Source organism: Bradyrhizobium sp. S3.7.6, from assembly GCF_054061875.1.
Genome location: NZ_JBSSEQ010000001.1, coordinates 3,174,930 through 3,200,206 on the forward strand (window position 1 = coordinate 3,174,930; position 25,277 = coordinate 3,200,206).

The following is a 25,277-nucleotide window of genomic DNA, read 5'->3' on the forward strand; positions in this document are numbered from 1 at the left end:
CGCCAATGTTCGTCCAGGCGCTCTCAAACCAAGTGCTCTCATCACCTTGTGAGCCGTTTCCTCGAAGGGAGTGCTTTTCATGACAATACGCATAGCATAGCTTTCGTCGCAACCAGCGGGAGGACGCTCATGAATCTGGCGGGACAGCTACGACCGATTGTCGCCGCATTGGCGGTGTGGGCTGCGACCGTCTACGCCGCGCGTGCCGAGGAGGCCAACGATTATCCGACCTCGGCGCGTGCCGAATACGTCTATGGCTGCATGAAGGCTAATGGCGAGAGCCGGCAGTCGATCGAGCAATGCTCCTGCTCGATCGACGTGGTGGCCTCGATCGTGTCCTATGACCGTTACGTCACCGCCGAGACGGCGCTGAGCATGTCCCAAGTGCGCGGCAATCTCGGCGTCCAGTTTCGTACGTCCGAGCAGGCGAATTCGGCGGTGAATGATCTCAGGCGCGCGCAGGCGGAAGCCGAGGTGAGGTGTTTCTGACGGCTAGCTTCACGCCAACCGTAGTTGTCATGCCCGGGCTTGTCCCGGGCATCCACGTTCTTAGGATAGGCGCGAAGTCCGTGGATGGCCGGGACATAGGCGAGCAAAGCGACGCCGTCCTTCGGACGGCTATGCCCGGCCATGACGATCGAGAGACCTCACGTCCCCGGCTTCTCCACATCCCATTCATTGCGGAACACGTGCCCGTCCGTGTCCTTCGCCTCCGCACGGAATCGCTTGGCGCCATTTGACACATACGTGAAGCGAAGGTTCGGATCTTCCGAGATCGAGATGCCGCCCTCCATCGACAGCACGGGGCTGTCGTCCTGCGTCAGCTTCAGCTGGTTGACGAAGAAGGCGGGGACGTAGAGCTGCGTGACCTGATCCATTTGCAGCCCGGAATTGTTGGGATGGCCGATCATGATCTGCGCCTCGCGGACGCGGCTGGCCGGTGCCTCCTCGCGCGCGAATTGCCGGTAGCGCATCTGGCCGAGCCGGTTCCTGGCTTCCTCGATGTTCTTTCCTGCCGGCGCCGAGCAGCCGCCTGAGGCCTTCACATAGGTCTTGGCGACGTAGAGCTGGCCGTCGCTGAGCTCGGCAACCGCGTGGACGTCGGTATAGTTGTTGACGCGCACGCGCGTGGAGATCTCGGTGACGTTGGCATCTGCGCCGAGCTCGAACTTCGCTGCCATCGGCGCGGGGTTGCGGTCGATCACCAGCGTGATCGAACGGATGCGGCGGCTATCCGCGGGCGACAGTTTGCTGCGCAGGGTCACCGGCACGATCGCCGCGTCCTCGGCGCGATAGGGCATCTCGATGCCGATGACGTCGTTGCCGTCGTTGATCGGACGGTTGCTGAAGATGTCCTGCACCAGGCCCGGCCAGGGATCGTAAGCCTCCTCGGCGCTCGCCGGCACAGCGAAGGCGATGCCAAGCAATGCGGCGATCAGGGGCAGGCGGCGTGTGCATCCCGTCATGGTCGTGGTTCCGTGCGGACGAAGCAGTTTTCTCTGGGGCGGCGCAGCCGATCCCCCGTCCAGCGTAGCGCGTCCACTACTCCCATTCAATTTCCGAAAATGCTGCGGTTGCGTTGCGAGCATTGTAGTCGTCGAACAATTGCCAATGCGGCCGTTCCGATGCGGCCGCCTTGTCGGCGGCAGTCCGGATCGGCTCGCCCTTCTTGTTCGACGCCCGGACGTCCGCCAGCAGGGTCGTGAGATAACGCCGCTCGTCGCCGAGCGCGGCAGGCCAGTCGCTCACAGGCCCGTGACCCGGCACGACGCGCTGCGCCGGAATTTTATCGAGTTCCCCGAGCGTGCCGAGCCAGCCGCGGATGCTGCCGTCCATCACCGGAATATGGCGGAGGAAGACGAGATCGCCCGCGAACAGCGTCTTGCTGGTCTCGTCGAACACGGTCAGATCGTTGTCGCTGTGCCCGGTCGGCCAGGCCCGCAAGGTGAGGCGGCGCGACCCGAGATCGAGCGTCAGGGTATCAACGACGAGCAGGGTGGGCGGCACGATCTTCACGGGATCGATCAGTTCGCTACCCATGATGCGTCTAAAATTGTCGAGATAATACGGCCCGCGCGTCGCCAGCGCCTGCGGCAGCTTGCTGTGGCCGACGAAGCTGGTTCCCTCTGCGGCAAAGGCCGCATTGCCGAAGACATGGTCGGGATGGCCATGGGTGTTGATGACGTAGCGGATCGGCTTGGATGTGCGAGCCCGCACCGCCGCCAGCAGCGCGTCGCCCTCACGGAGGCTGCCGCCGGTGTCGATCACGGCCACCGCATCCTCGCCGACGATAAAGCCGACATTGGCGATGTCGCCTTCGTTCTCGCGGGTCATGAGGGCGGTGGTCCCGGAGTGCACGAAGATTCCCGGTGCGACTTCGCTCACAGGCAATTCGGCTGCCCCGGCGCGTGCTAGCGTTGCTGTCCCCAGCAGGGACAGGGCTGCGATCAAGGAAGCGATGCGAGACACTTTTCCGCCTCAGTTCAGATGGCTTGCCGCACTGCACTGCAACAAACCAAAGCCAACACAAAGTTTGGCAAAGCATGGCGCGTCATGCGTTGCATGGCTAGCATTCAAACAAACCGAGGAGGAAGCGCGATGACGGAGGCCGGGCGACATCGTCGCTGGTTGTTTTCACTGTGGGTCCTGGTGGCATCCTGCGCATTCGGCGACGTCGCCATTGCGCAGACCAGCGAGACCGGCGACCTCTCGTTCGAGCTGGTCGATCCAAAAGTGCTGCGCGTCTGTGCAGACCCGCGCAATCTGCCGTTCTCGAACGAGAAGGGCGAGGGGTTCGAGAACAAGCTCGCCGAGCTGCTCGCAGACAAGCTCCAGAAGAAGCTCGACTACGTCTTCTTCCCGCAGGCCACCGGCTTCGTGCGGATGACGCTGGGCGCGCATCGCTGCGACGTCATCATGGGATTTCCGCAAGGCGACGATCTCGTGCAGGGCACCAATCCCTATTATCGCACGTCATACGCGCTGGTCGCGAAAACAGGCAGCGGGCTCGATGAAGTCGATACGCTCGAAGACCCGAAGTTGAAAGGCAAGCATGTCGGCATCGTCGCCGGCACGCCGCCGGCCACCAACATGGCGATCGCCGGCCTGATGGGCGATGCAAAACCCTATCCCCTGATGATCGACACGCGCTTCGACAACTCCGCGCAGGCGATGGTCGACGACCTCGTCGCCGGCAAGATCGACGCAGGCGTGCTGTGGGGTCCGATGGCCGGGTATTATGCGAAGAAGGCCGGCTCGTTGCATGTCACGCCGCTGGTGAAGGAAACCACAGGGCCAAAGCTGGTCTATCGCATCGGCATGGGCGTGCGCCCCGCCGACCAGAACTGGAAGCGGCAGCTCAACAAGCTGATCCAGGAGAACCAGGGCGAGATCAACAAGATCCTGATCGACTTCGGCGTGCCGCTGCTCGACGAGAGCGACAAGCCGCTCGGCGCGGAGACGGCCAAGAAGACGCCATGAGGCGGCGCGTTGCCGCTGTGCTGGTTGCCGCCATTCTGGTGGCGCCGGCGTTGGCGCAGCAGCAGGAGCCGTTCGAGCCCGAGGGGTATCGCTCCGACAATTACCGCGCGCCGGTGCCGGCGACGCTCACTGGCGCGCGCGTGCTGACGACTGCGGAGGCCGAAGCAATCTGGCGTGCGAAGAGCGGCGCCTTCATCGACGTGCTGCCGCGCGCGCCGAAGCCGAAGAACCTTCCCGAAGGCACCGTCTGGCGCGATATGCCGCGAAAAAACATACCGGGCAGCACCTGGCTGCCGGACACCGGCTACGGCGTGCTGCCGCCCGCCATGGACGATTATTTCCAGCGCGGCCTCGCCCACGCCGCGCGCGGCGACAAGGCTGCGCTGCTCGTGATCTATTGCCTGGCCGACTGCTGGATGTCCTGGAACGCCGCCAAGCGCGCCTTGGCTTACGGTTATGCCAACGTCGCCTGGTACCCCGACGGCACAGATGGTTGGGAGCGCGCAAACCTTCCGACCGAGGAGATGCACCCGCAGCCGCGGCCAGAGCAGTAGGTACAGGTCGTCATGCCCGGACTTGTCCCGGGCATCCACGTTCTTCAATCCGCGTGGTTGGGCGTGGATGGCCGGGACAAGCCCGGCCATGACGCCGTGCGGCGCGCGGGGACAGGTGAAGATGCAGGGTTACTGCTTCTGCAGCTTGGTCAGCGTGCCCGTACCGTTATTGTCGGTCGCCGAGTACGTCACCCTGTCGCCGGCATGGACGGCATCCAGCATTGCGGCGTCCTTGGCCTTGTACTCCTGAAGCGTGCCGGCGCCGCCTGCGCTGCCGCCGACCGTGCCCTTCTGTGTCTGCTGGATCGAGATCGTGCTGTTGAGCCGGTCGATTCTGGTGACCATCCCGGTCATGTCGTCAGCAAAAGCAGGGGACGCAAGCGTGCTGATGGCTGCAGCGCATGCGAAGATGAATTTTGTTGTTCCCATCGAGGCCTCCCGACGTCTTGGAGTTCACGTCGACAAGCCATCCTAGAGCGATTTGGTTCCGGCTGATAGCGCGGCAAAGGGTAACGATGGCGCTGATATCGCGGGAACCTTCCGAAAGTCGTCGTCAGCGAGGCTGACGCTATTCCATTTCCTGCTGGATCACGCGTCCGAGAGCGAACAGGCGCTGGTCAATCGCGGTCGGAACCTCGCAGACGAACCGCACCACCTTGTGGCGATCTTCGAAAATGCGGGTTTCCCAGATCAACTGGTTGCTGAGCGCATCGACCTTTGCGTCGTCGCGTGGTGTCGCGCTCTGGAGCGCCTGGAGCTGGATCGACTCCTCGCGGATCTTGTCGGCCGCCTCGCGCTGTTTGCGGCTGACGCGTTCGAGCCCGTTCATGACCTGCGAGCGCTGGGCGTTGAGCGTGTCGAACAAGCCGGCGAACAACAGCTTGGCGTTCGCCGTCTTGTCAGCGGCGGAGCCGGCCAAAAACTCCTTCACCGACTTCTCGGCCTCGTCCATCGGCGTCTTCCGCGCTGACAGTTTTGAGACCAGCGCGGTGACCTTTGCGTCGTCCTTCCATTTGGTCTCGGCGTCGTCGAGTGCGGGACCGGCCCAGACGGCGGCGAGCGAGATGTCCGGCACCTTGGCCTGCGTGCAAGGCCAGTTGGGATAGCGTGGATCGGCGGCGCACGCAGCCGTGCTCGCAACGGCGAGCGCAAAAGCGGCCATGGCCAGAACCTTCATCCTTCGCCTCCCGCAGGGCCCCGTCGCGCCAGCCCGCGCGAGGGATCATAGGCCAGAATCGCGCCGATCATGAAGACGATTGTGCAGGCCGCCACCACCGCCAGCGAGATCCAGTTGATTTGCCCGTAGAATGCAAAACGGATCAGTTCGACCGCATGGGTGAACGGGTTGGCCTGGCAGAGATAGTAGAGATAGGGGCTGCCCTCCTGCACCCGCCAGAGCGGGTAGAGCGCGGAGGAGGCGAAGAACATCGGAAAGATCACGAAGTTCATTACGCCGGCAAAACTCTCGAGTTGCTTGATGCCCGAGGAGATCAGCATGCCGAGCGAGCCCAGCATCAGTCCGGACAGGATCAGCGCCGGCAGCACGGTGAGATAGCCGATGGGGGGAGGGGTGATGTCCCAGAACCAGGCGATCAGCAGGAACGCATAGACCTGGAGCAGCGACACCGCGGTGCCCGCCAGCAGCTTGCAGAACAAGAGGAACCCGCGCGGCAGCGGGCTCACCAGCAGCGTCCGCATATTGCCCATCTCGCGGTCGTAGACCATCGAGAGCGAGGACTGCATGCCGTTGAAGAGCTGGATCATCGCCATCAGCCCGGGCGCGATATAGACCTCGTAGAGGATGTAGGTCTCGTAAGGCGGGATGATCGAGATGCCGAGCACCTGGCGGAAGCCGGCGGCGAAGATGAACAGCCATACCAGCGGCCGCACCAGCGCCGAGACGAAGCGCTCGCGCTGATGCAGGAAGCGCAGGCCCTCGCGCCAGACGATGCCGGTGAGGCAGGTCATGTATTCCGCGGTCGAGAAACCGCGCGGTGTATCCCGCGTCGTGATGCTGCTCATGCGCCGCCTCCCGGCATCGTCTGCGCACCGGTCAGGCGCATGAAGGCGGTGTTGACGTCCTGCGCGCCGGCATCGGTGATGACGCGGCTCATCGGCCCCTGCGCCAGCACCTTGCCCTGGTGCAGCACCACGAGGTCGTCACCGGCGATGATCTCGTCGAACAGATGCGTGGCCCAGAGCACGCCGATGCCATGCTCGGTCACGAGCTGGCGGACATGGCTGATGATGTCGGCGCGCGCCTTGACGTCGAGGCCGACGGTCGGCTCGTCCAGCAACAGCAGCCGCGGCCGGTGCAGCAGGGCGCGGGCAATCTCCAGCCGCCGCATCTGGCCGCCCGAGAGATCGCGCACCTTGCTGCCGGCACGCTCCGAGAGGCCGATGCGGCCGAGCAGCTCGCCGCTGCGCGCGGCCGCCTCGCGCCGGCTGATGCCGTGGAGTGCGGCGTGATAGAGCAGGTTCTGCGTCAGCGACAGGTCGAGATCGAGCGTGCGCGGCTGGAATACGACGCCGAGCAGCCGCAGCGCCTCGCCGGGGCTCTTGCTGATGTCGTGGCCGAAAATGCCGACGCGGCCGCTCTGGATGCCGAACAGGCGCGTGATCAGCGAGAACAGTGTGCTCTTGCCCGCGCCGTTGAGCCCGAGCAGCGCCGTGAAGCTCGCGGGCTGCACATGGAAGGAGACGTCCATCAACGCCCGGCGCGGCCCATAGGAATGGCTGACGCCGTCGATCGACAGCGCCGGCACCGCGGCCGCTTCCAGCCTCGGCATCTCCTGCGGTTCGGCGATGGGAGCAGGGCTGGTCATGGCGAGATCGTAATGCCCCAGGGCAGTTCGCCCACCTGAATGGTCTTGATCACCTTTTGCGCGGCGACGTCGATCACCGAGACGTCGTTCGACACGCCGTTGGTAGTGAGCAGATATTTCTCGTCCGGCGTGAACGCCATGTGCCAGACCCGCTGTCCCACCAGCAAATATTTCGTCACCTTGCGCGAGGCGACGTCGACCACGGCGATGCGGTTGGCGGGGCCGAGCGCGACGAAGGCGGTCTTGTCGTCTTTGGTCATTCCGATGCCGACCGGCTGGATCGCCTCTTTCCGCAACCCCGGAATCTCGAAATTGACCTTGCCGGTCACCTCATGCTTTTTGGGATCGATGATCGAGACCGTGCCGCCGATCTCCGAGGACACCCACAACTCTGAACTGTCGTGCTTGAATTCGGCAAAGCGCGGCCGCGCGTCGACCAGCACGTTGGCGACGATCTGGCGCGACGAGGTGTCGATGAAATGCGCCATGTTGGTCGTCTCGGACGTGTTGATCAGCGTCTTGCCGTCGGGGCTGATGGTCATGCCCTCGGGCTCGACGCCGACCTGGATGTCGCCGAGCCGCGCACGCTTCTCCAGATCGATCACGGTCACCGTGTTGTCGTTCTCGTTGGCGACATAGAGGATTTTTCCGGCGGCATCCTGCGCGAACAATTCCGGGTCGGGCCCGGAGGGCAGGCTGTCCACGATCGCTTGCGTCTTGGCATCGATCACCTGGATGGTGTCGTCGTCGCCGACCGCGACCATCACGAACTTTCCGTCGCGCGTGAAATCGATGCCGCGCGGGCGCTGGCCGACCTTGATGGTCTTGGTCACGGTCCAGCTGTCGGTGTCGATCACCGAGACCGTGTTGCTCTTCTCGTTCGAGACATAGGCGATGAAGGCGTGCGCGGGCGCGGCCGCAAGCGCCAGTCCGGACAGCAACCCCACACGCCACATGCGCAACATTCGCGTCCTCATTTCAGCTTGCATTTGCTCTCCGGGCGGTCGTAGCCGAGCGTGTCGAGCTCGGAGACCTGGTGCAGAAATCCCTCCTGCGGCGACACCGACACCACCATGCGGCCGTCGACCAGCAGGATCGGCTGGCGCAGCTGCAGGTTCCAGTCGCGCAGGGTCAGTCTTGTGCCCTTGAAGGCAGCGACCGAGAAGTCCGGCCCCTTGATGAAGTCGGTGACTTTCTTGACGTCGCCGGAATTGGTACGCGAGGTGGCCTCGCCGATCATGCGCACCGCCGTCCAGGCCTGCATGTCGAGCGCGGTCATGCGCCGCGAATTCAGCTTGATGAAGCGGTTCTGCATCTGGATCGCGCCCCACTGGTCCTGCGATGCGTCCCAGCTGCGCGGCACGAGGCCGGCCGAGCCTGCGACGGGGCGCGGATCCCAGGTGCGATAGGGCAGATAGGCGCCGAACACTTCGCTCTCGTCGGCGGCGACCAGCACGTCATAGGCCGGCAACTGTTGCGTGAACACCGGCATCTGGCGCTGGATCAGCGTGACACCGCTATCGGTGCGGCGCGCGCCGCCCTTGTCCTCGAAGGTCTTCTCTTGCACGATCTTGGCGCCGAAGCGTGTGGCGGTACGCCGGAGTGCGTCTGCAAACAGCTTGTCCTCGTCATGCGAGCCGACCACGAGCACCCAGCGCTTCCACTGCTTCCACACCAGATATTGACCGAGCGCATCGGCCAGCATCGCGCGCGTCGGTGCGGTGTGGATGACATTGGCGCGGCAATCGGCCTCGCGCAGGCGCTCGTCGATCGCGCCGGCGTTGAACAGCAGCGTGCCGCGCTCGCGCAGGGCGTCCGAGACCTTCAACAGCGCGTCGGCCGGCAGGTCGGCGATGATGAAGCCGTTTTTCTCGGCGAGCGCAGCCGCAGCCTCAACCGGATCTTCGCCTTCCCTGATGCGGCGCTCCTCCAGCGTGAAACGCTGGTTGAGGAATTTTCCCGTGGTGTTGTTGTCCTCGATGGCGAGGCGCGCGCCGGCGACGCCGTCATTCTCCGCGGGCTGCTCGACCAGCGACAGCGTCGATCTGGTGCCGGCGACGCCGAGATAGCCGACGCCGATCTGCACCGGGTCGGCCGCGAGCGCGCTCGTCGCGGCAAGACCCAGGCCGATCAGGCCGACCAACCATCGGATCATGTTTCCTCCAGATGTTCTCCCTGGCTTGACCGCCGGTGGAGAATTGTCTCTGCTAAAGCATGACCGATTTGGCCCGGCTTGCAACCCCGCATTTCGTCCCCGCGCGCGCGAGGCCGGGAATCACGATCATGCGAGCGCTGATCTGTTTCGCAGCTTTGCTGTTGACGGGTTCGGTCGCGCTCGCCGATCCGCCCAAGCTCGCGGTGTTCGATTTCGAGCTGATCGACACCAGCCTTCCCGGCGAGTTCTACGGCTCCAGGCCGGAGGAGGCGCGGCTCGAGCGCATCGGCGAGCAGCTGCGCAAGGAACTGGCGCTGTCGGGAAGGTTCCAGCTGCTCGATATCGCGCCGGTCAGGGATGCGGCCCGTCACGCCAATTTGCAGGCCTGCGGCGGCTGCGACCTCAAGCTTGCCGGCCAGCTCGGCGCCGACCTCGAGATCACCGGCATGGTGCAGAAGGTCTCGAACCTGATCATCAATCTCAACATCTATTTGCGCGACGTGAAGACCGGCAACGTGATCACCGTCGCCAGCGCCGACATGCGCGGCAACACGGACGAATCGTGGTCGCGCACGATGAGCTACCTGATCCGCAATCGATTGCTGGCGCCGAACTACGGGAAGCCGGAGTAGGGCGCTCTTCTTCGCCTCTCCCCGCGTGCGGGGAGAGGCCGGAATTTGCGGAAGCAAATTCCGGGTGAGGGGGAGTCTCCGCGAGTCCAATTCTCACCGTCGCTGCCGAAGCAGCCCCTCACCCCGACCCTCTCCCCGTAAGAACGGGGAGAGGGGAAGGAGAGAGCAAACCTCACCCCTTCAATCTTTCCGCATGCCAGTGCAGATGATCGCCCATGAAGGTCGAGATGAAATAATAGCTGTGGTCATATCCCGCCTGCCGCCGCAGCGTCAGCGGGATGCCCGCCTTAGTGCAGGCGGCCTCGAGCAGCTCGGGCTTGAGCTGTTCTTTCAGGAAATTGTCGGCCTCGCCGACGTCGACGAGGAAGCCGGAATATTTCGCACCGTCCTCGATCAGCGCCACGGTGTCGTGGTTGCGCCAGGTCTCCTTGTTCGGTCCGAGATAGCCGGTCAGCGCCTTGATGCCCCAGGGCACGAGCGAGGGCGCCACGATCGGCGCGAACGCGCTGGCCGCGCGATAGCGGTGCGGATTGCGCAGCGCGACCGTCAGCGCGCCGTGGCCGCCCATCGAATGGCCCATCACCGATTGCCGCTTGGCGTCGACCGGAAAATTCTCCGCCACGAGCTTGGGCAGCTCGTCGGTGACATAGCTCCACATGCGATAGTTGCGCGCAAACGGCTCTTGCGTCGCGTCGACATAGAAGCCGGCGCCGAGGCCGAAATCATAGGCATTGTTGGCATCGCCCGGCACGTCGGGCCCGCGCGGGCTGGTGTCCGGCGCGACGAAGATCAGGCCGAGCTCGGCGCAGGCTTTGCGGAATTCGCCCTTCTCGGTGACGTTGGCATGCGTGCAGGTGAGGCCGGAGAGATACCAGACCACGGGCAGCTTTGCGCCGGCCGCATGCGGGGGAACATAGACCGAGAACACCATGTCGGTTCCGGTCGCCTGGCTGGCATGGCGGTACACGCCCTGCACGCCGCCATAGGAAGTGTTGGTCGAGACAGTCTGGATCGTCATGCCGTTATGCTCCGTGGCATCTTACCACATCAAGATTGCAACGCTTGTGTGACCGAATTCGTGGCGGTGTATGCGTCAGGCGACGCCGCTGTCGATCGCCAGCCGCACCAGCTCGACCGAGGTCTTCACGCCGAGCTTCTGTCGCATGATCGAGGAGGTGTTGGCGACAGTCTTGTAGGACGACTGCACCAGCCAGGCGATCTCGGACAGGCTCTTTCCGGCGCTGAGGAGCCGCAGGATTTCCATCTCGCGCGCGTTCAGCTTCGACAGCGGGCTTTGCGCCAGCGTCGGTCCTGCAAACGCGATGCTGCGCGCGATCGCGGTCGGCAGATAGGTGCCGCCGCCCCCGACGGCGCGGATCGCCTCGACGAGGTCGTCGGGGTCGCCGGTCTTGGAGACGTAGCCCTTGGCCCCGCACTCGATCGCGCGCGCGGCGAACGCAGGGTCGTCGTTCATGCTGAACATGATGATGCGGGCCTCGGGCGCACGTTCGAGGATGCGGCGCGCGAGCTCGAAGCCGGAGACGGTCGGCAGGTTGATGTCGATGATGCAGAGGTCGGGGCGCTCGACAATGAAGACGCATTCGCCGTCCTCGGCGTCGGCGGCCTCCAAAATCTCGATCTCGCCCTCGTCGGCCAGCACGGCACGGCAGCCGGAGGCGACAATGGGATGATCGTCGACGATCAGAATGCGCATAGGCGTTCCCCGCGACAGCCTCGGCCTGCTTTTCCGCCGCATGATCCGAACAAGAACGCTGCACGCGTCTCATGTCGCCTCATGCAACCCGGCCGGGATTGCTGTACGCTTTCGATTAGATATCGGGCGCTTCGCCTCTGTCAACGTCATCGGACAGGCGCGGGCCAACCTTCGCGAGGCACGGGCGGCACCAATGTGGCAAAATCTATCGTTGCGCGCGCGCATCAACCTTCTGCTGGCGCTGCTGCTGGCGCTGGGGCTCGCCGTCAATATCGGCCGCCAGGTCGCGGAAGCCGGGCCGCGCGTGCAGGCCGAGGACCAGAGCGTGATCCGGCTTGCGCGCGAATTCATCGAGATGATCGTTGCGGATCTGAACGAGGCGCCCGATCCGGATGCCAGGTTGAACCAGATCGCGCGCGATCTGAGCCGCCTGCGCCATGTCAGCATCGCGCTTCAGGACGCCGGCGGTAACCCGCTGACGCCGCCCCGGCCTGCCGACGACGACGCGCGCGGACCGCCGGCCTGGTTCGTCGGCCTGGTTCATCCCGAGCAGACCACGGTGAGCGTGCCGGTCTCGGTCCATGGCAAGCCGGGCTCGTTGGTGATCACCGCGCATCCCGATGACGAGATCGCCGAGATCTGGGACGCCATCGTGACCCAGCTCGAGGTCGGCTCGGTGATCGCGCTCGCGTTGTTCCTGGTGATGATGACGGTGGTCGGCCGCGCGCTCGCGCCGCTGCAGTCGCTGGCGCAGACGATGACCGCGATCGAGGGCGGGCATTATGACGCGCGCGCCACGCCGGGCGGTGCGCCCGAGCTGGCCGCGATCTGCGGCAAGCTCAATCATCTCGCGGCGGCGCTCGGCGAGGCGGTGGAGGAAAAGCGGCTTTTGGCCGAGCGCGCGGTGTCGCTCCAGGACGTCGAGCGCAAGGAGATCGCGCGCGAGCTGCACGACGAATTCGGGCCGTATCTGTTCTCGCTGCGCGCGCATGCGAGCGCGCTGGCGAAGCTCGCGGACGGGCGCGCGCCGAATGCCGACTCGGTCCGGAAGCACGGCAGCGCCTTGCTGGAACAGATCAACCAGCTCCAGCAGTTCACGCGCCGGGTGCTGGAGCGGCTCCGGCCCGTCGGCCTTGCCGAGCTCGGCCTGCGCCAGGCGCTGGAATCGCTCTCGCGGCTGTGGCGGGAGTCGCATCCCGACGTCGCGATCGAAACCGTGATCTCCGCTACGCTCGGGGTCACCGGCGAGACGGCCGACCTCACCATCTACCGCATCGTGCAGGAGGCGCTCACCAACGTGTTCCGCCACGCCGGCGCGACGTCGGTCAATGTCGTGATCGAGCCCGTCGAGCAGGCCGGCGGCCGCGGCTATGCGCGCGTGCGGGTCAGCGACAACGGCCGCGGCATGGAGCCGGGCCAGCAGCTCGGCTTCGGCCTCGTCGGCATGCGCGAGCGCATTCTGGCGCTGGGCGGCACGCTCAACGTCGTCTCCGGCGACGGCGGCTTGACCGTGGAGGCGCTGGTTCCGACGGCGGCGTCCTGATTGCATCGGGAAAAATTCCCGATTTGGTCGGGAAAACGGGTGCGGATAGTGCCAGACCTTTTGTGGCTGGCGGACTCACTGCCGCCGAATACACTCATCTCAACCAAACGGCGAAAATCAAAACAGCCGGTGGTCACGGATGGGAAGGCAGGGATGGGCAAGCCTCTTTGGTTCAAGCGTCGTTTGTTGATAGCCTCGGTGTCGACGGGGCTGGTGTCGGGCTTGGTCCTTGCAGGCCCCGCCGCAGCCGCGCAGGATGAGGAAACCAACGTCCAGAATCTGCCGGCGGTCGAGATCACGGCACCACCGCCGTCGGCCGTGAGGCGCAGTGCGCCAACGCGGCCGGTCGCACGGGTAGGGGCGCCGGCGTCCGCCGCTCCGAAGACACGCCTTTACGTCTACCCGACCTCACCGGGCACCGGCCGAGGTCTCGATGTCGACAAGGTGCCGTCCGCGATCAATGCGGTTGATGCCAGCCAGATCAGGCGTACCGCCTCGCCGGATATCGCCATTGCCCTGCAGCAGTACGTGCCTGGTCTCAGCATCAATGAAGTGACCGGCAATCCATTCCAGCCCGATGTGCAGTTTCGCGGCTTCGTCGCTTCACCTCTGGCCGGCACGCCGCAGGGCCTCGCCGTCTACCAGAACGGCGTACGCATCAACGAGGCGTTTTCCGACACTGTTAATTGGGATCTGATCCCGACGGCCGCGATCCGATCGGCGCTGGTCGTGACTAACAATCCGGCATACGGCCTCAATGCCCTCGGCGGTGCCATCGATCTGCAGATGAAGAACGGCTTCAACTATCAAGGGGCCGAGATCGATATCATGGGCGGCTCATTCGGCCGCATCCAGGGCTCCGCACAATGGGGCAAGCAGGTCGACAATAATTGGTCGGTCTACGGAGCGCTCGAAGGCGTTCACGACAATGGTTTCCGCAATTTCTCGCAATCGGATGTCCGGCGCTTCTATGGCGACGTCGGGTATCGTTTCGAAGGCAACGAGTTTCACCTCAATGGCGGCGTCGCCAACAATTCCCTGGCGGGACCCAGCACTGTTCCGGCCGAATTGCTCCAGCAATATTGGGGGGCGACCTACACAACGCCGCAAACCATCTCCAACAAGGTCGGCTATCTCAACCTGACCGGCAAGGTGGAGGCGACGCCGACCTGGACCTTTGAGGGCACGGCGCATCTGCGGAGCTTCAAACAGAGCACCGTGGACGGAAACCCGACCGACGCCCAGGCATGTGCCGATCCAACGCTCCTGTGCTTTGGCAATGATACGGTCCCGGCTTTTGGCCTGAATGGCGTTCAGCTCGCCAATACCTTTGCGCCAGACGCCATCCTCAGCGAGATCGATCGCACCAGCACGAAATCGACCACCTTTGGCGTATCCGGTCAGGCAACCAACACCGACCAGCTGTTCGGTCATGAGAACCGCTTCGTAGTTGGCGCGAGCTATGATGTCAGCAGCACGCGCTTCACCGGCAGCGCTGAATTAGGAACCATAGGCACGAACTATGTCGTCACGGGCAGCGGCATATTCCTGGGTCCCTCCGGTGACCCGACATCGGTTGGTCCCGTGTCGCTTCGCACCGTCAACCAATATCACGGGCTCTATGCGCTTGACACGTTCAACGTGGACGATCGCTTTGCGGTGACGGCAGGCGGGCGATTCAATGCGGCCCGTGTCACGCTGATGGACCAGCTCGGCACCGCACTCAATGGCGATCATACCTATGATCGGTTCAATCCGATCATCGGCGGCACCTACAAGATCACCTCTGAAGTGACTGCCTATGCGGGCTATTCCGAAGCCAACCGGGTACCCACGCCACTCGAGCTCGGCTGCGCCGATCCGGCGAGGCCATGCATCATCGGGCAGTTCCTGATCGCTGACCCCTCACTGCAGCAAGTCGTATCCAAGACCTTCGAAGCGGGCTTCCGCGGCACCAAGGAATTGAACATCGGCTCGCTCGGCTGGAAAATCGGTGCCTACCGTGCCACCAACTACGACGACATCCTCGCCACCCCAATTCCGGGCCTGACTGGCTTCGGCTTTTTCCAGAACGTCGGCCGGACGCGCAGGCAGGGTATCGAAGCCGAGGTGAGCCTGAAGTCGAATGTGCTTCAGTTCCAGGCGAGCTATGCGTTCCTGGACGCGCGCTTCCTCGACGCGCTGACGCTTGGCTCAGAGAGCCCGTTCGCCGACGCCGGCAACATCCAGGTCTTGCCGGGCAATCACATTCCGCGCCTCCCTAGCCACCTTATTAAGGCAAGCATCGAATATGCGGTTACCGATGTCTGGAAGGTCGGGGGTGACGCGCTCTTTGTCTCAAGCCAGTATTTCGTCGGCGACGAGTCCAACCAGTTTCCGAAGCTGCCGTCCTACGCCGTGTTCAATCTCCACACCTCTTACCAGATCACAAAGAACCTGCAGATTTACGGTCGCGTCGCCAACATCTTCGACAACCGCTACTCGACCCTTGGCACCTTCTTCGATAGGGAGGCCTTGCCCAACTTCACCAATGGCGGTGCGGAATTCACCGACCCGCGCTCGCTGAGCCCGGCAAGGCCCCGTGCGTTCTATGCGGGCATGCGGATGACGTTCTGAGTTCGACACGCAAGGCCGGCCGCCTCCGGAGGGCGAAAGACATCGCCTTTACTCCGCCCAGCCTCGGGCGAGGATCGCCGCTTGCTGCAAGGAAATGCGCCGGACCAGCGGATCTGCATGGCGGTGTACCAGCTGCCAATCCGTGCTGTCCTTGCGATAGATCTCCGTGACGCGCAGCGACCAGTCCTGGGCAGGCAGGCCGCCGACCTCCGCGCGCTGGCGTTCGATCATGACGAGCGCAACGAGCCCGTTCGAGGCATAGGTCTGCAAGACCTCCAGTCCGGTTTCCCCGCTCCTGAAATATTGCGCCAGGTCAGCCAGCCGTTTTGGGCTGTTGTCGAATCCGAAGCTGGCAGGGCCACCGAAGGGCTGCATCAGCGTGAAATCCGGGGCAATCCGGACCAGCTGCGACCAGCGGCCCATGTCGCCACGCATGAAAGCGGCATTCTTCTCGCCGGCGAGCTTGATGAGACCGGCTGTCGCGTCGTCCCCGGCGGCTGCATTGGCTGGAAGCTGACCGGAAGCAGGAATTGCCGCCGCTGCCATCATCATCGAGCGCCTCGACATCCTGTGCGGCGAGTCCCGGTTGTCCGGCGAGCCATGGCCCTTGCTCACCCCTTTCGCCTTTCTGATCATTTCGAAGCTCCTGATTGCACGATCTACGCATTCCATGAGGCCTTGATCTCGATGAATCCAGCGATATGATTTCAGCAATATGCTGAACCAAATTGATCTATCCAGGGTCGAACTAAATCTCCTTGTGCTCTTCCGCGTGGTCCTGGAAGAACGCCATGTCGCGCGCGCGGCCGCGCGACTGAACCTGACGCCGTCCGCTGTCAGCCACGCGCTTGGCCGGCTGCGCCTTGTTTTGAACGACCCGCTGTTCCTGCGAACGCCGAAGGGCGTCGTTCCAACGGAGCGGGCCCTGGAGCTTGACCACCCGATCGCCGAAATCATCGCGCGCGTCGAACAACTGGTTGGCTCGGCTAGACCATTCGACCCTGCAAAAAGCCATCGCCGCTTTACGATCGGCGCACCCGATGCTGTTCTCGCCTCGACAACGGGGCAGCTACTCGGTTCGATCGCGAGCAGGGCGCCCCACATCGACATCGGATTGATCCATGTGATGCCCGCGCCCCGCGGCGGCGCGATCGGCGAACCCTGGCACGAGTGCCTCGAGATGCTCGAAAGACGAGAGCTGGACATCGCGATGCTGCCGCTGCCGGCGGTATCGCCGCGTTTCGAGGCGCGCAGGCTCTACGACGAGGAATTCGTGCTGGCCATGCGCAAGGGACACGCCTTCGCCAGAGCTCCGACACCCGCGGCTTTCTCGCAATCGCAGCATCTGCTGGTGTCTCTCAGCGGTGAGCCACGCGGCTTCGTCGATGAGATGTTGGCAAAGCGCGGTCTCAAGCGCCGCATTGCCTTGACTGTCCCGAACTTTATGATGGCGCTGGTCCAGCTTGCAGGGTCCGAACTGATCGCTGCATTGCCGCGGCGTCTGATGCAGCAGCACGCCGGGCATTTCGGATTGATGTTCGTCGAGCTGCCTTTCGCCCGTAAGCCGGATACGATCTGCGCCATCGCGACCAAGGCTGCGATGAAGGACGCCGGCGTTGCATGGCTGATGGAAGTTGTCTTCGCCTCGGTCGGAGCAGGTCGGAACCGCAATCGGTAGCGCGCGCGCTCAGTTGGGTGGCCCCCAAACGGTTTCGTCCGTCCAGCCCAGATCGGCAAACTCGGATGCCCTCAACGGCGCTTCGGCAGTTGAAAAGAACTCGTCGAGCTGCGGCGGCTTGACGCGCGTTCCCGATAACATCGTATGCGCCTGCCCACGGTGGTGAATTTGATGCTGAATGAGATGCATCAGCAGCCGGTCGCGTCGCTCTATCTGGACACTGGGATCTCGATTGATCCGCACGTCTTCGTTCAACGAGGCGGGTGTCAGGGCATCGCAGACGCCGATGAAGCGGCGGTCCATCGATGCTTGAGCTTCCGAGAGCCCTGCAAGAGCTGGAAATGGGATCGGATCCTCCCAGGCCTTCGGCCCAAGCCATCCGCCCTCGAGTGCATCGACGTAAAAGAGGTCAACGACATAAATATGGTTCAACGTCCGCTGTAGGCTCGGGAAGAAGCCCGTCCGCTCGACCTCAAATTCGCCTTGGCTCAGCTCGGCGCACGCGCGGAGCAACCGGTGGTTCGCCCAGGCATTATTGTAGGCGAAGGCGCGATAGCTTTGAACGATCGACATTGCAAACCCCGTACACCGACCTGCTTGGCGCCGCGTTCCTTTACCGATCAGAAACCATAGCAAATGATCTGAAAATTGTAACGAAACGACTTGGCTGTTTCCGGGTAGGTTTGCCGGAGGGCCCGTCCGATGACAGAGCACCAGTTGCGAGAGCGGGAATTCCAGATCGCGCGTTACAGGCTTCTGGAGCGCGAAGTCACCGATCCGCTTGCCGCGTGCCTGCTTCACAGCATCATCGAGGATCTGGAAGCCGAGTTGCGAAGGGACAGACCGGATTCGCACGGGCCGCGCGATTAACCGTTTCTTAGCGCTGATCCTGCGGATTATTCGCGAGGGAATGTCAAGGGAGACTGCTCCCATGCTGAAGGACGGCACCTACGCGGCGTGGTACAAGACGCCACTGGACCAGGGTACCGGGATCGTCCATGTCGCAGACGGACAAATCTGGGGCTGCGACAGCCTGATGACCTATCACGGCTCCTGCAAGGTCGATGGAGATCGCTTCACCGCCACCGTGTCGACGAAGCGTCACACCGACGGACGTGCAACGGTCTTCGGCATCGACGACGAGCTCACGCTGGACATCGAGGGAAACTGCCCCGGCAAGGTCGCGACCTACACGGCGAAGGCAGCGCAGATGCCGGGAATGATCCTCCAGGGTACGCTCATTCTCACGGAACAGCAGCCGCCCGCGCGTGAGCGAACCGAGCAGGTAGCCGCGTTCAATCCCGACAAGCTTCCGAAATTGCCCAAGCGCTCGCGCTGATCGAGCGAGCCGGGTCGCTCGGCGTGCTCGGTTCAATACAGCATCATGTCGGACAAGGCTTCGCGTTGCCAGCTTGCCAGGCTGGCGCGACGGCCGCAGCAGGACTCGCAATCACTCGGGACCGCGTTTGTGAACGGACGTATGCGTTCTTGCCATCGATGGTGGAGCGTCGGATCGTTCTATCGATGGTTTCGGACGATCGCTCCTGCATTCGCAGCGCGAAGCTGAAGATCATACCGCCCAACGGCAAGGACCGCGACTTCGTGGTGGATGGTCTGGGCTCGCGAGCCGTGATCAATTCGCTGTTGGCGTGCTTCGACGCGGCTCAGGGCGTGAAGGGCAAAAAGCAGGGCAGGGGGTAAATCCGGGCGTTCTTCTGCATTTTTGCATCCGAAAGTCCCGGAACTCCCGCTTTTCAAGCAGCTTCCGACACGCCATTGTGCCGCCGCAACAATCGTCTCAAGGGGCAGTATCAATGTCGGACAAGGTCTCGCGTCGCCAGTTTGCCAAGCTGGCGGGATTGTCCGCAGCCGGAATCGCAAATCCGCTGGAGGCCGCCGAGGTTAAGCCGGCGCCGGCGCCGCGGGGCGTGGACGGCTTTCCGGCGGGCTTTGTCTGGGGCACGGCGACCTCGTCCTATCAGGTCGAGGGTGCGGTCGACGTCGACGGGCGGGGGGCTTCGATCTGGGACAAGTTCGTGCGCATCCCCGGCAAGATCGAGGACGGCACCACTGGCGATCGCGCCGTTGAGCATTATCACCGCTACAAGGAAGACATCGCGCTCATCAAGGAGCTCGGCTGCAAAGCCTACCGCTTCTCGGTGGCATGGCCGCGGGTGTTTCCGGACGGCGACGGCAAGCCGAACCCGAAGGGGCTCGACTTCTACAATCGTCTCGTCGACGAGCTCCTCAAGAACGGCATAGAGCCGTGGCTGACGCTTTATCACTGGGACCTGCCGCAATCGCTCCAGGATCGCTTCGGCGGCTGGCGCTCGACCGAGACGTGCAAGATCTTTGGCGACTATGCGGGCTATGTCGCCGAGCGCCTGACCGATCGCGTCAAGAACGTGTTCACGCTGAACGAGAGCGGACGTTTCGTCCAGTTCGGCTATGGCCTCGGCATCGACGCGCCCGGCGTGACGCTGCCGCAAGCGGAGGTCAACCAGGTCAGGCATAACAGCGCGCTCGCGCACGGGCTCGGGGTGCAGGCGGTGCGGGCGCACGGCCGCCGCGGCACCAGGGTCGGGCCGGCCGAGAATATCGACGTCTGCGTTCCCGCAATCGACACGCCCGAGCATGTCCGTGCGGCCGAGATCGCGCTGCGCGAGATGAACGCCGGCTATCTCAACGTCATCATGACGGGCCGGTATACCGACGCCTTCCTGAAATACGCGGGCGCCGATGCGCCGAAATACACCGACGCCGAGCTGAAGATCATCTCCTCGCCGGTCGACTTCCTCGGCCTCAACATCTACGCGCCACAGAACTATGTGGTGCCCTCCGACCATGGCGCGGGCTTCATGCCGCTGCCGATCCCGAAATCGTTCCCGCATATGAACTCGAACTGGCTCCGCGTCGCGCCGGAGACGATCTACTGGGTGCCGAAGCTGGCCGCAAAGATCTGGAAGACGGATGCGATCTACATCAGCGAGAACGGCACCTCCGGCGACGACGTGGTGACGCCCGACGGCAAGATCTACGACACCGACCGCATCATGTACCTGCGCAACTATCTCGCGCAGCTCCAGCGCGCCACCGCCGAGGGCGTGCCGGTGCGCGGCTACTTCCTCTGGAGCCTGCTGGACAACTTTGAATGGGTGTTCGGGCTCAACAAGCGTTTCGGGCTCTATCACGTCAATTTCGACACGCAGGTGCGCACGCCAAAGCTCAGCGCGACCTTCTACCGCAACGTGATCGCGAAGAACGCGGCGGGGGCATAGCTTTCTCTCCCTCTCCCGGATTTTCCGCCGCGCGTAAAATCCGACCTCTTCCCGCAGGCGGGGCGAGGTGACGCAAGATCGCGCGGCCACGGCCGTTTAGCCTGACAGGCCAATCGCTTCACCGGTATCACCGCGCCCCATGCGGAACCCGCGCTTCTACTGTGCATGGGGTTGTTTTTCAGTTTTTTGCAAGGAGGCCGCGCGGCACCGCACGTTGACTCCACTCTTCCCCTTATTCAGAAACGACATCAACACCCATAAACAAGAGGACAACGCCAATGGCTGACGCGCTGATCATCGATGCCTGCCGGACCCCGCGGGGCGTCGGCAAGGCCGGCAAGGGAGCACTCTCGGGCATTCATCCGCAGCAGCTCGGCGCGACCGTGCTGCGCGCGCTCGCCGATCGCACCGGCATCGACACCGCCGACGTCGACGACATCGTCTGGGGCTGCAGCGCGCAGGTCGCGACCCAAAGCGGCGACCTCGGCCGCATGTCGGCGCTCGATGCCGGCTACGACGTGCGCGCCAGCGCGGTGACGCTGGACCGCTTCTGCGGAAGCGGCATCACCAGCGTCAACATGGCGGCGGCCTCGATCATGTCGGGCACCGAAGACCTCGTCATCGCCGGCGGCTGCGAGATGATGTCGATGGAAGGACGCCGCGGCGGCGGTCCGATGATGATGGACTCCGGCAATCTGCGCCTGCGTGCGCGGCATCCGCAGTCGCATCAGGGCGTCTGCGCCGACGCGATCGCGACGCTGGAAGGCATCACGCGGCAGGACGTCGACGCGCTCGGTCTCGAAAGCCAGAAGCGCGCAGCGCAGGCGATTGCCGGCGGCCACTTCAAGAAGAGCCTCGTGCCTGTTCATCGCGAGGACGGCAGCCTCGCGCTCGATCATGAAGAGTATCCGCGGCCGCAGACCACGATGGAAGGGCTGAGCGCATTGAAGCCCGCATTCCCCGCGATCGCCGACTATGCGCTCGACGACAAGGGCACGACCTATCGCGGCCTCATCCTGCAGAAATACCCGGACCTGAACATCGACTTCATGCATCACGCCGGCAATTCCTCCGGCGTCGTCGACGGTGCCGCCGCGATATTGCTCGCATCGCCCGCTTATGCCAGCGCGCACGGCCTGAAGCCGCGCGCTCGCGTCGTCGCGATGGCCAATATGGGGGACTCGCCGACCCTGATGCTGAACGCGCCGGTGCCGGCCACGCGCAAGGTGCTGGCGAAGGCGGGGCTCTCCATCGACGACATCGACCTGTTTGAAATCAACGAGGCCTTTGCGGTGGTGGCGGAAAAGTACATCCGCGACCTCAAGCTCGACCGCGCCAAGGTCAACGTCAACGGCGGCTCGATCGCACTCGGCCATCCCATCGGTGCCACCGGCTCGATCCTGATCGGTACCGTGCTCGACGAGCTCGAACGGCGCGACCTGAAGCGCGGTCTCGTCACCATGTGCGCCGCCGGCGGCATGGCTCCCGCGGTCATCATCGAGCGTATCTAGCGCGAGCGAAGCTCGTCGCGCCCCCGTAAGAACAGGGTGAGAGAGCAGCCGAGACGCCGCAACACGACGATCTAGCCTTATTTTTCAGGGTGAATCGCGACCGGCCTGTCACAAAGAGGCCGGTCGTCGCTTGTCGAAAGCAGCGAATCAGCTTTAGCAAGGCGGCGTGCGGGCCTTTGAAACAAGGCAAAAACCGCTGCCGGAGGCTCCTTCCGCTCTGGAAGCCGCTGAAAAGCAGGGTTTTTTGCCTCAGAGGGCCAAAAAAGCCCGTAAAATCGCGACAAAACTGTGCAGAAGGCTCTGGGCCTTCAACGGTTGGTCTAATATGCAACCGGCAACGAATCAGAGGAGACACGATGCCAACCCAAATGTCCAAATCGCAGCTGATCGAAAAGATTGCGACCGCCACCGAGCTTTCCAAGCGCGACGTCAAGAGCGTCATGGAGACGCTGACCGACGTCGGCCACAAGGAGCTCAAGAAGAACGGCCTGTTCCTGGTGCCGGGCTTCGCCAAGTTCGTGGTCATCAAGAAGCCCGCGACCAAGGCGCGCAAGGGTACCAACCCGTTCACGGGTGAAGAGATGATGTTCAAGGCCAAGCCGGCCCGGAAGATCGTCCGCGCCCGCCCGGTCAAGGCCGCCAAGGACGCGGTGGGCTAACAACGCAAAGGCCCCCTCGGCTAGGAGGGGGCCTTTTGTTTGGGGCTGCCGCGAGGGCTTGAGACGGAGGGCTCAACCCTTGCGGCGCTTCACCCGGACCGGAACGGGCTGAAGCCGCGGCCCTGGTGCCGCCAGCGCATCGCGAACCTGGTCGATAGCACGGTCGAGCAGCTGACGCAGCCGCTGCGTCTTCCGCGATCGCTTCGCCTTTTCCAGCAGTCTCTTCATCGCCTTCACTCCGCCGCTTCGACCTTGGCATCAGCCGGCTCGAGCGCTGCGGCGATGGCCTCGTCGACGCGCTCCAGCCAGATGAATTCGAGGTTGTCCCGCGCGCTCTTCGGGATGTCGTCGTAGTCCCGCTTGTTGCGTGCCGGCAGCATCACCCGCTTCAATCCGGCGGCGGCCGCAGCCACCACCTTCTCCTTGATGCCGCCGACCGGCAGCACCAGGCCGCGCAGCGAGATCTCGCCGGTCATCGCGGTGTCGCTGCGCACCGTGCGATTGGTGAGCAGGGACGTCAACGCCGTGAACATCGCAACGCCCGCGCTCGGTCCGTCCTTCGGGGTTGCGCCCGCCGGCACGTGAACGTGGATGTCGCTCTTCTCGAACACCGACGGATCGATGCCGAGCTGCGTGGCCTTGCTCTTCACCAGCGTCATCGCAGCCTGCACGCTCTCGCGCATGACGTCGCCGAGCTGGCCGGTCAGGATCATGCCGCCCCGGCCGGGCACGCGCGAGGCCTCGATGAACAGGATGTCACCGCCGACCGGCGTCCAGGCGAGCCCGGTGGCGACGCCCGGAATGCTGGTCCGCTGCGCGATCTCGCCCTCGAAGCGCGGCTGGCCGAGCACGATGGCGATGTCCTTCGGGCTCACCACGACCTTGGCAGCCGTGCCCTCGGCGATTTGCACCGCGGCATGGCGGAACACCTTGCCGATCTCGCGCTCGAGGTTGCGCACGCCGGCTTCGCGGGTGTAGCCCTTGACGACCAGCTTCAACGCCTCCGGCTCGATCTCGGCCTGCTCGGCCGTCAGGCCGTTGGCCTCGAGCTGACGACGCACCAGGTAGCGGCGCGCGATCTCCAGCTTCTCCTCCTCGGTGTAGCCGGCGAGGCTGATCAGCTCCATGCGATCCAGCAGCGGACCCGGAATCTGGTCCAGCATGTTGGCGGTCGCGATGAACACCACGCGTGACAGGTCGAACGGCACGGCCAGATAGTTGTCCCGGAACGTCCCGTTCTGCTCGGGGTCGAGCACCTCCAGCATGGCGGCCGAGGGATCGCCCTGCACACCACGGCCCATCTTGTCGATCTCGTCCAGCATCATGACGCAGTTCCGCGTGCCGGCCTTCTTGATGCCCTGGATGATGTTGCCGGGCAGCGCGCCGATATAGGTGCGCCGGTGACCGCGGATCTCGGCCTCGTCATGCACGCCGCCGAGGCTGACGCGCACGAAGGGGCGATCCATCGCGCGCGCGATGGACTGGCCGAGCGAGGTCTTGCCGACGCCGGGCGGGCCGACGAAGCACAGGATCGGCGCCTTGCCATGCGGAGCGAGCTTGCGCACCGCCAGATATTCGATGATCCGGCCCTTGATCTTCTCCAGGCCGAAATGGTCGGCATCGAGGATGCGGCGTGCCTCCTTGATGTCGATCGGCTTCTCCGCGGGCAGCGCCCAGGGCAGCTCGATCAGCCAGTCGAGATAAGTGCGGACCATGCCGGACTCACCGGCAGCCTCGGGCATGCGTTCGTAGCGGCGCAGCTCCTTCTTGGCGTGCGCCTCCGCTTCCGGCGGCATGTTGGCCTTGGCGATGGCAGCCGTCAGCTCAGCGACCTCGGCGGCCTTGCCGTCACCTTCGCCCAACTGGCGCTGAATGGTGGCCATCTGCTCGCGCAGGATCGCCTCGCGCTGACGCTCGTCGAAAGAAGCCTTGGTCTTCTGGCCGATCTCGTTGGAGATGCGCAGCACCTCCAGCCGCTCGGCCAGATGCTTCGACACCTTCTCGACGCGCAAAGCGAGGTCGATGGTCTCCAGCACCTCCTGTTTGTCCTGCGGCTTGATGTCCATGAACGAGGTCGCCAGGTCGGCCAGCGCGCCGGGCGCGGTGGTGCTCTGGAACATCGCGACCAGCTCGGGCGGCGCCTGCGGCAGCAGCTCGACCGCCTCGATGGCCTGGCGCTGCAGATTCAGCGCGCGCGCCTCGATCTCGGGCGAGCTCGTGGTCGGCTCGGGGATCTGCTGGAAACGCGCGGCCAAGAACGGTGTTCCCGGCAGGAAGTCGAGGATGCGGGCGCGCTGCACGCCCTGGCAGACGATGTGATGCGTGCCGTCGGGCGCGGTGATGTAGCGCACGATGTTGGCGATGGTCGCGACCCGGTAGAGATCGTCAGGTCCGGGCTCCTCGATCTCGGGGCTGCGCTGCAGGACGATGCCGACCGGCCGCTGCTCGCGCAGCGCCTGCTGCGCGGCGGCGATGGACTTCGCCCGGCCGATCGCGATCGGCGCGATGGCGCCGGGAAACAGCACCATCTCGCGCACCGGGATGACGATCAGCGCGTCTTCGGGAATCTTCACGTCGGGATTATTTTGGGAATTGGCTTGTGCGGTATTCATCTGCTCGGTGGCCATGATCG

Annotated in this window: 27 protein-coding genes; 13 read left to right on the forward strand and 14 right to left on the reverse strand. The window is 64.1% G+C overall.

The window, feature by feature from the left end:
* The first annotated feature begins 129 nt into the window (after window positions 1–129).
* Window positions 130–489: a hypothetical protein gene (locus ACVJ5M_RS14975; RefSeq protein ID WP_014493633.1), complete on the forward strand. Its 360-nt coding sequence runs from the start codon at window positions 130–132 to the stop codon at window positions 487–489.
* A gap of 158 nt (window positions 490–647) precedes the next feature.
* On the opposite strand, the gene ACVJ5M_RS14980 is transcribed toward ACVJ5M_RS14975, so the two are convergent.
* Window positions 648–1,466 carry a quinoprotein dehydrogenase-associated SoxYZ-like carrier gene (locus tag ACVJ5M_RS14980; protein ID WP_071911687.1) on the reverse strand — a complete coding sequence of 273 codons (819 nt, stop codon included), beginning with the start codon at window positions 1,464–1,466 and terminating at the stop codon, window positions 648–650.
* Window positions 1,467–1,542: 76 nt separating this feature from the next.
* Window positions 1,543–2,469 carry a quinoprotein relay system zinc metallohydrolase 2 gene (locus ACVJ5M_RS14985; RefSeq protein ID WP_085405675.1) on the reverse strand — a complete coding sequence of 309 codons (927 nt, stop codon included), beginning with the start codon at window positions 2,467–2,469 and terminating at the stop codon, window positions 1,543–1,545.
* 129 nt (window positions 2,470–2,598) lie between these two features.
* Between ACVJ5M_RS14985 and ACVJ5M_RS14990 the strand changes: the two genes are divergently transcribed.
* Window positions 2,599–3,480, forward strand: a complete 882-nt coding sequence (locus ACVJ5M_RS14990; RefSeq protein ID WP_085405677.1) for a substrate-binding domain-containing protein — start codon at window positions 2,599–2,601, stop codon at window positions 3,478–3,480.
* Window positions 3,477–4,034, forward strand: coding sequence for a PQQ-dependent catabolism-associated CXXCW motif protein (locus tag ACVJ5M_RS14995; protein ID WP_085405678.1), 558 nt, complete (start codon window positions 3,477–3,479; stop codon window positions 4,032–4,034). Before ACVJ5M_RS14990 ends, ACVJ5M_RS14995 begins: the two co-directional genes overlap by 4 nt.
* A 129-nt stretch (window positions 4,035–4,163) precedes the next feature.
* Here ACVJ5M_RS14995 and ACVJ5M_RS15000 read toward each other — a convergent pair whose 3' ends face one another.
* The 6 genes from ACVJ5M_RS15000 to ACVJ5M_RS15025 form a co-directional block, all read right to left on the reverse strand.
* Window positions 4,164–4,463 (reverse strand): copper-binding protein, encoded by a 300-nt coding sequence (locus ACVJ5M_RS15000; RefSeq protein WP_063981995.1) that lies wholly within the window; start codon window positions 4,461–4,463, stop codon window positions 4,164–4,166.
* Window positions 4,464–4,602: 139 nt separating this feature from the next.
* Window positions 4,603–5,211 (reverse strand): hypothetical protein, encoded by a 609-nt coding sequence (locus ACVJ5M_RS15005; RefSeq protein WP_063981996.1) that lies wholly within the window; start codon window positions 5,209–5,211, stop codon window positions 4,603–4,605.
* Window positions 5,208–6,056, reverse strand: coding sequence for an ABC transporter permease (locus ACVJ5M_RS15010; RefSeq protein ID WP_085405679.1), 849 nt, complete (start codon window positions 6,054–6,056; stop codon window positions 5,208–5,210). The genes ACVJ5M_RS15005 and ACVJ5M_RS15010 overlap by 4 nt, the downstream gene beginning before the upstream one ends.
* Window positions 6,053–6,859 carry an ABC transporter ATP-binding protein gene (locus ACVJ5M_RS15015; RefSeq protein WP_085405680.1) on the reverse strand — a complete coding sequence of 269 codons (807 nt, stop codon included), beginning with the start codon at window positions 6,857–6,859 and terminating at the stop codon, window positions 6,053–6,055. The genes ACVJ5M_RS15010 and ACVJ5M_RS15015 overlap by 4 nt, the downstream gene beginning before the upstream one ends.
* Window positions 6,856–7,824 carry a YVTN family beta-propeller repeat protein gene (locus ACVJ5M_RS15020; protein ID WP_085405682.1) on the reverse strand — a complete coding sequence of 323 codons (969 nt, stop codon included), beginning with the start codon at window positions 7,822–7,824 and terminating at the stop codon, window positions 6,856–6,858. Before ACVJ5M_RS15020 ends, ACVJ5M_RS15015 begins: the two co-directional genes overlap by 4 nt.
* A gap of 8 nt (window positions 7,825–7,832) precedes the next feature.
* Window positions 7,833–9,014, reverse strand: a complete 1,182-nt coding sequence (locus tag ACVJ5M_RS15025; RefSeq protein WP_085405683.1) for an ABC transporter substrate-binding protein — start codon at window positions 9,012–9,014, stop codon at window positions 7,833–7,835.
* A gap of 59 nt (window positions 9,015–9,073) precedes the next feature.
* Here ACVJ5M_RS15025 and ACVJ5M_RS15030 point away from each other — a divergent pair, with 59 nt between their 5' ends.
* A complete protein-coding gene (locus tag ACVJ5M_RS15030) occupies window positions 9,074–9,646 on the forward strand; it encodes a DUF3280 domain-containing protein (protein ID WP_094184587.1) in 573 nt (190 codons plus the stop codon).
* Between the two features lie 172 nt (window positions 9,647–9,818).
* Here ACVJ5M_RS15030 and fghA read toward each other — a convergent pair whose 3' ends face one another.
* A complete protein-coding gene (gene fghA, locus ACVJ5M_RS15035; protein ID WP_085405684.1) occupies window positions 9,819–10,664 on the reverse strand; it encodes an S-formylglutathione hydrolase in 846 nt (281 codons plus the stop codon).
* A gap of 75 nt (window positions 10,665–10,739) precedes the next feature.
* Window positions 10,740–11,360, reverse strand: coding sequence for a response regulator (locus tag ACVJ5M_RS15040; RefSeq protein ID WP_014493646.1), 621 nt, complete (start codon window positions 11,358–11,360; stop codon window positions 10,740–10,742).
* A gap of 193 nt (window positions 11,361–11,553) precedes the next feature.
* On the opposite strand from ACVJ5M_RS15040, the gene ACVJ5M_RS15045 reads away from it, so the two are divergent.
* Window positions 11,554–12,903, forward strand: coding sequence for a histidine kinase (locus ACVJ5M_RS15045; RefSeq protein WP_085405686.1), 1,350 nt, complete (start codon window positions 11,554–11,556; stop codon window positions 12,901–12,903).
* A gap of 153 nt (window positions 12,904–13,056) precedes the next feature.
* Entirely contained in the window at window positions 13,057–15,519 is a 2,463-nt protein-coding gene (locus ACVJ5M_RS15050; protein ID WP_354098258.1) for a TonB-dependent receptor, read from the forward strand.
* Window positions 15,520–15,567: 48 nt separating this feature from the next.
* On the opposite strand, the gene ACVJ5M_RS15055 is transcribed toward ACVJ5M_RS15050, so the two are convergent.
* Window positions 15,568–16,155, reverse strand: a complete 588-nt coding sequence (locus tag ACVJ5M_RS15055; protein ID WP_245344288.1) for a Cif family virulence factor — start codon at window positions 16,153–16,155, stop codon at window positions 15,568–15,570.
* 79 nt (window positions 16,156–16,234) lie between these two features.
* On the opposite strand from ACVJ5M_RS15055, the gene ACVJ5M_RS15060 reads away from it, so the two are divergent.
* The gene (locus ACVJ5M_RS15060) at window positions 16,235–17,197 is read left to right on the forward strand and encodes a LysR family transcriptional regulator (protein WP_085405688.1); all 963 of its coding nucleotides are present in this window, start codon (window positions 16,235–16,237) and stop codon (window positions 17,195–17,197) included.
* 9 nt (window positions 17,198–17,206) lie between these two features.
* Here ACVJ5M_RS15060 and ACVJ5M_RS15065 read toward each other — a convergent pair whose 3' ends face one another.
* Window positions 17,207–17,770 carry a DinB family protein gene (locus ACVJ5M_RS15065; protein WP_085405690.1) on the reverse strand — a complete coding sequence of 188 codons (564 nt, stop codon included), beginning with the start codon at window positions 17,768–17,770 and terminating at the stop codon, window positions 17,207–17,209.
* Window positions 17,771–17,899: 129 nt separating this feature from the next.
* Between ACVJ5M_RS15065 and ACVJ5M_RS15070 the strand changes: the two genes are divergently transcribed.
* The 6 genes from ACVJ5M_RS15070 to ACVJ5M_RS15095 all read left to right on the forward strand — a co-directional run bounded on the left by ACVJ5M_RS15070 (window position 17,900) and on the right by ACVJ5M_RS15095 (window position 22,645).
* Window positions 17,900–18,067, forward strand: coding sequence for a hypothetical protein (locus ACVJ5M_RS15070; RefSeq protein ID WP_187387990.1), 168 nt, complete (start codon window positions 17,900–17,902; stop codon window positions 18,065–18,067).
* A gap of 61 nt (window positions 18,068–18,128) precedes the next feature.
* Complete coding sequence (locus ACVJ5M_RS15075; RefSeq protein ID WP_085405692.1) at window positions 18,129–18,536, forward strand: hypothetical protein; 408 nt, start codon at window positions 18,129–18,131, stop codon at window positions 18,534–18,536.
* Window positions 18,537–18,685: 149 nt separating this feature from the next.
* On the forward strand, window positions 18,686–18,898 hold the full coding sequence (locus ACVJ5M_RS15080; RefSeq protein WP_135215167.1) for a hypothetical protein: 213 nt from the start codon (window positions 18,686–18,688) through the stop codon (window positions 18,896–18,898).
* 113 nt (window positions 18,899–19,011) lie between these two features.
* The gene (locus ACVJ5M_RS15085) at window positions 19,012–20,475 is read left to right on the forward strand and encodes a GH1 family beta-glucosidase (protein WP_085405695.1); all 1,464 of its coding nucleotides are present in this window, start codon (window positions 19,012–19,014) and stop codon (window positions 20,473–20,475) included.
* Window positions 20,476–20,753: 278 nt separating this feature from the next.
* On the forward strand, window positions 20,754–21,986 hold the full coding sequence (locus tag ACVJ5M_RS15090) for an acetyl-CoA C-acetyltransferase (RefSeq protein ID WP_085405697.1): 1,233 nt from the start codon (window positions 20,754–20,756) through the stop codon (window positions 21,984–21,986).
* A gap of 356 nt (window positions 21,987–22,342) precedes the next feature.
* Entirely contained in the window at window positions 22,343–22,645 is a 303-nt protein-coding gene (locus tag ACVJ5M_RS15095) for an HU family DNA-binding protein (protein WP_014493658.1), read from the forward strand.
* 72 nt (window positions 22,646–22,717) lie between these two features.
* Here ACVJ5M_RS15095 and ACVJ5M_RS15100 read toward each other — a convergent pair whose 3' ends face one another.
* Together ACVJ5M_RS15100 and lon are read right to left on the reverse strand one after the other, a co-directional pair.
* Window positions 22,718–22,873, reverse strand: coding sequence for a hypothetical protein (locus ACVJ5M_RS15100; RefSeq protein WP_201266282.1), 156 nt, complete (start codon window positions 22,871–22,873; stop codon window positions 22,718–22,720).
* Between the two features lie 5 nt (window positions 22,874–22,878).
* Complete coding sequence (gene lon, locus ACVJ5M_RS15105) at window positions 22,879–25,272, reverse strand: endopeptidase La (RefSeq protein WP_283017227.1); 2,394 nt, start codon at window positions 25,270–25,272, stop codon at window positions 22,879–22,881.
* Window positions 25,273–25,277 lie beyond the last annotated feature (5 nt).

Excerpts from the sequence above, each read along its gene's own strand:
- ACVJ5M_RS15070 (WP_187387990.1), top strand. The coding sequence starts at position 17,900 with ATGACAGAGCACCAGTTGCGAGAGCGGGAATTCCAGATCGCGCGTTAC.
- ACVJ5M_RS15045 (WP_085405686.1), top strand. The coding sequence starts at position 11,554 with ATGTGGCAAAATCTATCGTTGCGCGCGCGCATCAACCTTCTGCTGGCG.
- ACVJ5M_RS15015 (WP_085405680.1), bottom strand. The coding sequence starts at position 6,859 with ATGACCAGCCCTGCTCCCATCGCCGAACCGCAGGAGATGCCGAGGCTG.
- ACVJ5M_RS14980 (WP_071911687.1), bottom strand. The coding sequence starts at position 1,466 with ATGACGGGATGCACACGCCGCCTGCCCCTGATCGCCGCATTGCTTGGC.
- ACVJ5M_RS14995 (WP_085405678.1), top strand. The coding sequence starts at position 3,477 with ATGAGGCGGCGCGTTGCCGCTGTGCTGGTTGCCGCCATTCTGGTGGCG.
- ACVJ5M_RS15010 (WP_085405679.1), bottom strand. The coding sequence starts at position 6,056 with ATGAGCAGCATCACGACGCGGGATACACCGCGCGGTTTCTCGACCGCG.
- ACVJ5M_RS15060 (WP_085405688.1), top strand. The coding sequence starts at position 16,235 with ATGCTGAACCAAATTGATCTATCCAGGGTCGAACTAAATCTCCTTGTG.
- ACVJ5M_RS15030 (WP_094184587.1), top strand. The coding sequence starts at position 9,074 with ATGACCGATTTGGCCCGGCTTGCAACCCCGCATTTCGTCCCCGCGCGC.
- lon (WP_283017227.1), bottom strand. The coding sequence starts at position 25,272 with ATGGCCACCGAGCAGATGAATACCGCACAAGCCAATTCCCAAAATAAT.
- ACVJ5M_RS15095 (WP_014493658.1), top strand. The coding sequence starts at position 22,343 with ATGCCAACCCAAATGTCCAAATCGCAGCTGATCGAAAAGATTGCGACC.
- ACVJ5M_RS14975 (WP_014493633.1), top strand. The coding sequence starts at position 130 with ATGAATCTGGCGGGACAGCTACGACCGATTGTCGCCGCATTGGCGGTG.
- ACVJ5M_RS15050 (WP_354098258.1), top strand. The coding sequence starts at position 13,057 with ATGGGCAAGCCTCTTTGGTTCAAGCGTCGTTTGTTGATAGCCTCGGTG.
- ACVJ5M_RS15075 (WP_085405692.1), top strand. The coding sequence starts at position 18,129 with ATGCTGAAGGACGGCACCTACGCGGCGTGGTACAAGACGCCACTGGAC.
- ACVJ5M_RS15085 (WP_085405695.1), top strand. The coding sequence starts at position 19,012 with ATGTCGGACAAGGTCTCGCGTCGCCAGTTTGCCAAGCTGGCGGGATTG.
- ACVJ5M_RS15020 (WP_085405682.1), bottom strand. The coding sequence starts at position 7,824 with ATGTTGCGCATGTGGCGTGTGGGGTTGCTGTCCGGACTGGCGCTTGCG.
- ACVJ5M_RS15100 (WP_201266282.1), bottom strand. The coding sequence starts at position 22,873 with ATGAAGAGACTGCTGGAAAAGGCGAAGCGATCGCGGAAGACGCAGCGG.
- ACVJ5M_RS15000 (WP_063981995.1), bottom strand. The coding sequence starts at position 4,463 with ATGGGAACAACAAAATTCATCTTCGCATGCGCTGCAGCCATCAGCACG.
- ACVJ5M_RS15025 (WP_085405683.1), bottom strand. The coding sequence starts at position 9,014 with ATGATCCGATGGTTGGTCGGCCTGATCGGCCTGGGTCTTGCCGCGACG.
- ACVJ5M_RS15065 (WP_085405690.1), bottom strand. The coding sequence starts at position 17,770 with ATGTCGATCGTTCAAAGCTATCGCGCCTTCGCCTACAATAATGCCTGG.
- ACVJ5M_RS15040 (WP_014493646.1), bottom strand. The coding sequence starts at position 11,360 with ATGCGCATTCTGATCGTCGACGATCATCCCATTGTCGCCTCCGGCTGC.
- ACVJ5M_RS14990 (WP_085405677.1), top strand. The coding sequence starts at position 2,599 with ATGACGGAGGCCGGGCGACATCGTCGCTGGTTGTTTTCACTGTGGGTC.
- ACVJ5M_RS15090 (WP_085405697.1), top strand. The coding sequence starts at position 20,754 with ATGGCTGACGCGCTGATCATCGATGCCTGCCGGACCCCGCGGGGCGTC.
- fghA (WP_085405684.1), bottom strand. The coding sequence starts at position 10,664 with ATGACGATCCAGACTGTCTCGACCAACACTTCCTATGGCGGCGTGCAG.
- ACVJ5M_RS15055 (WP_245344288.1), bottom strand. The coding sequence starts at position 16,155 with ATGATCAGAAAGGCGAAAGGGGTGAGCAAGGGCCATGGCTCGCCGGAC.
- ACVJ5M_RS15005 (WP_063981996.1), bottom strand. The coding sequence starts at position 5,211 with ATGAAGGTTCTGGCCATGGCCGCTTTTGCGCTCGCCGTTGCGAGCACG.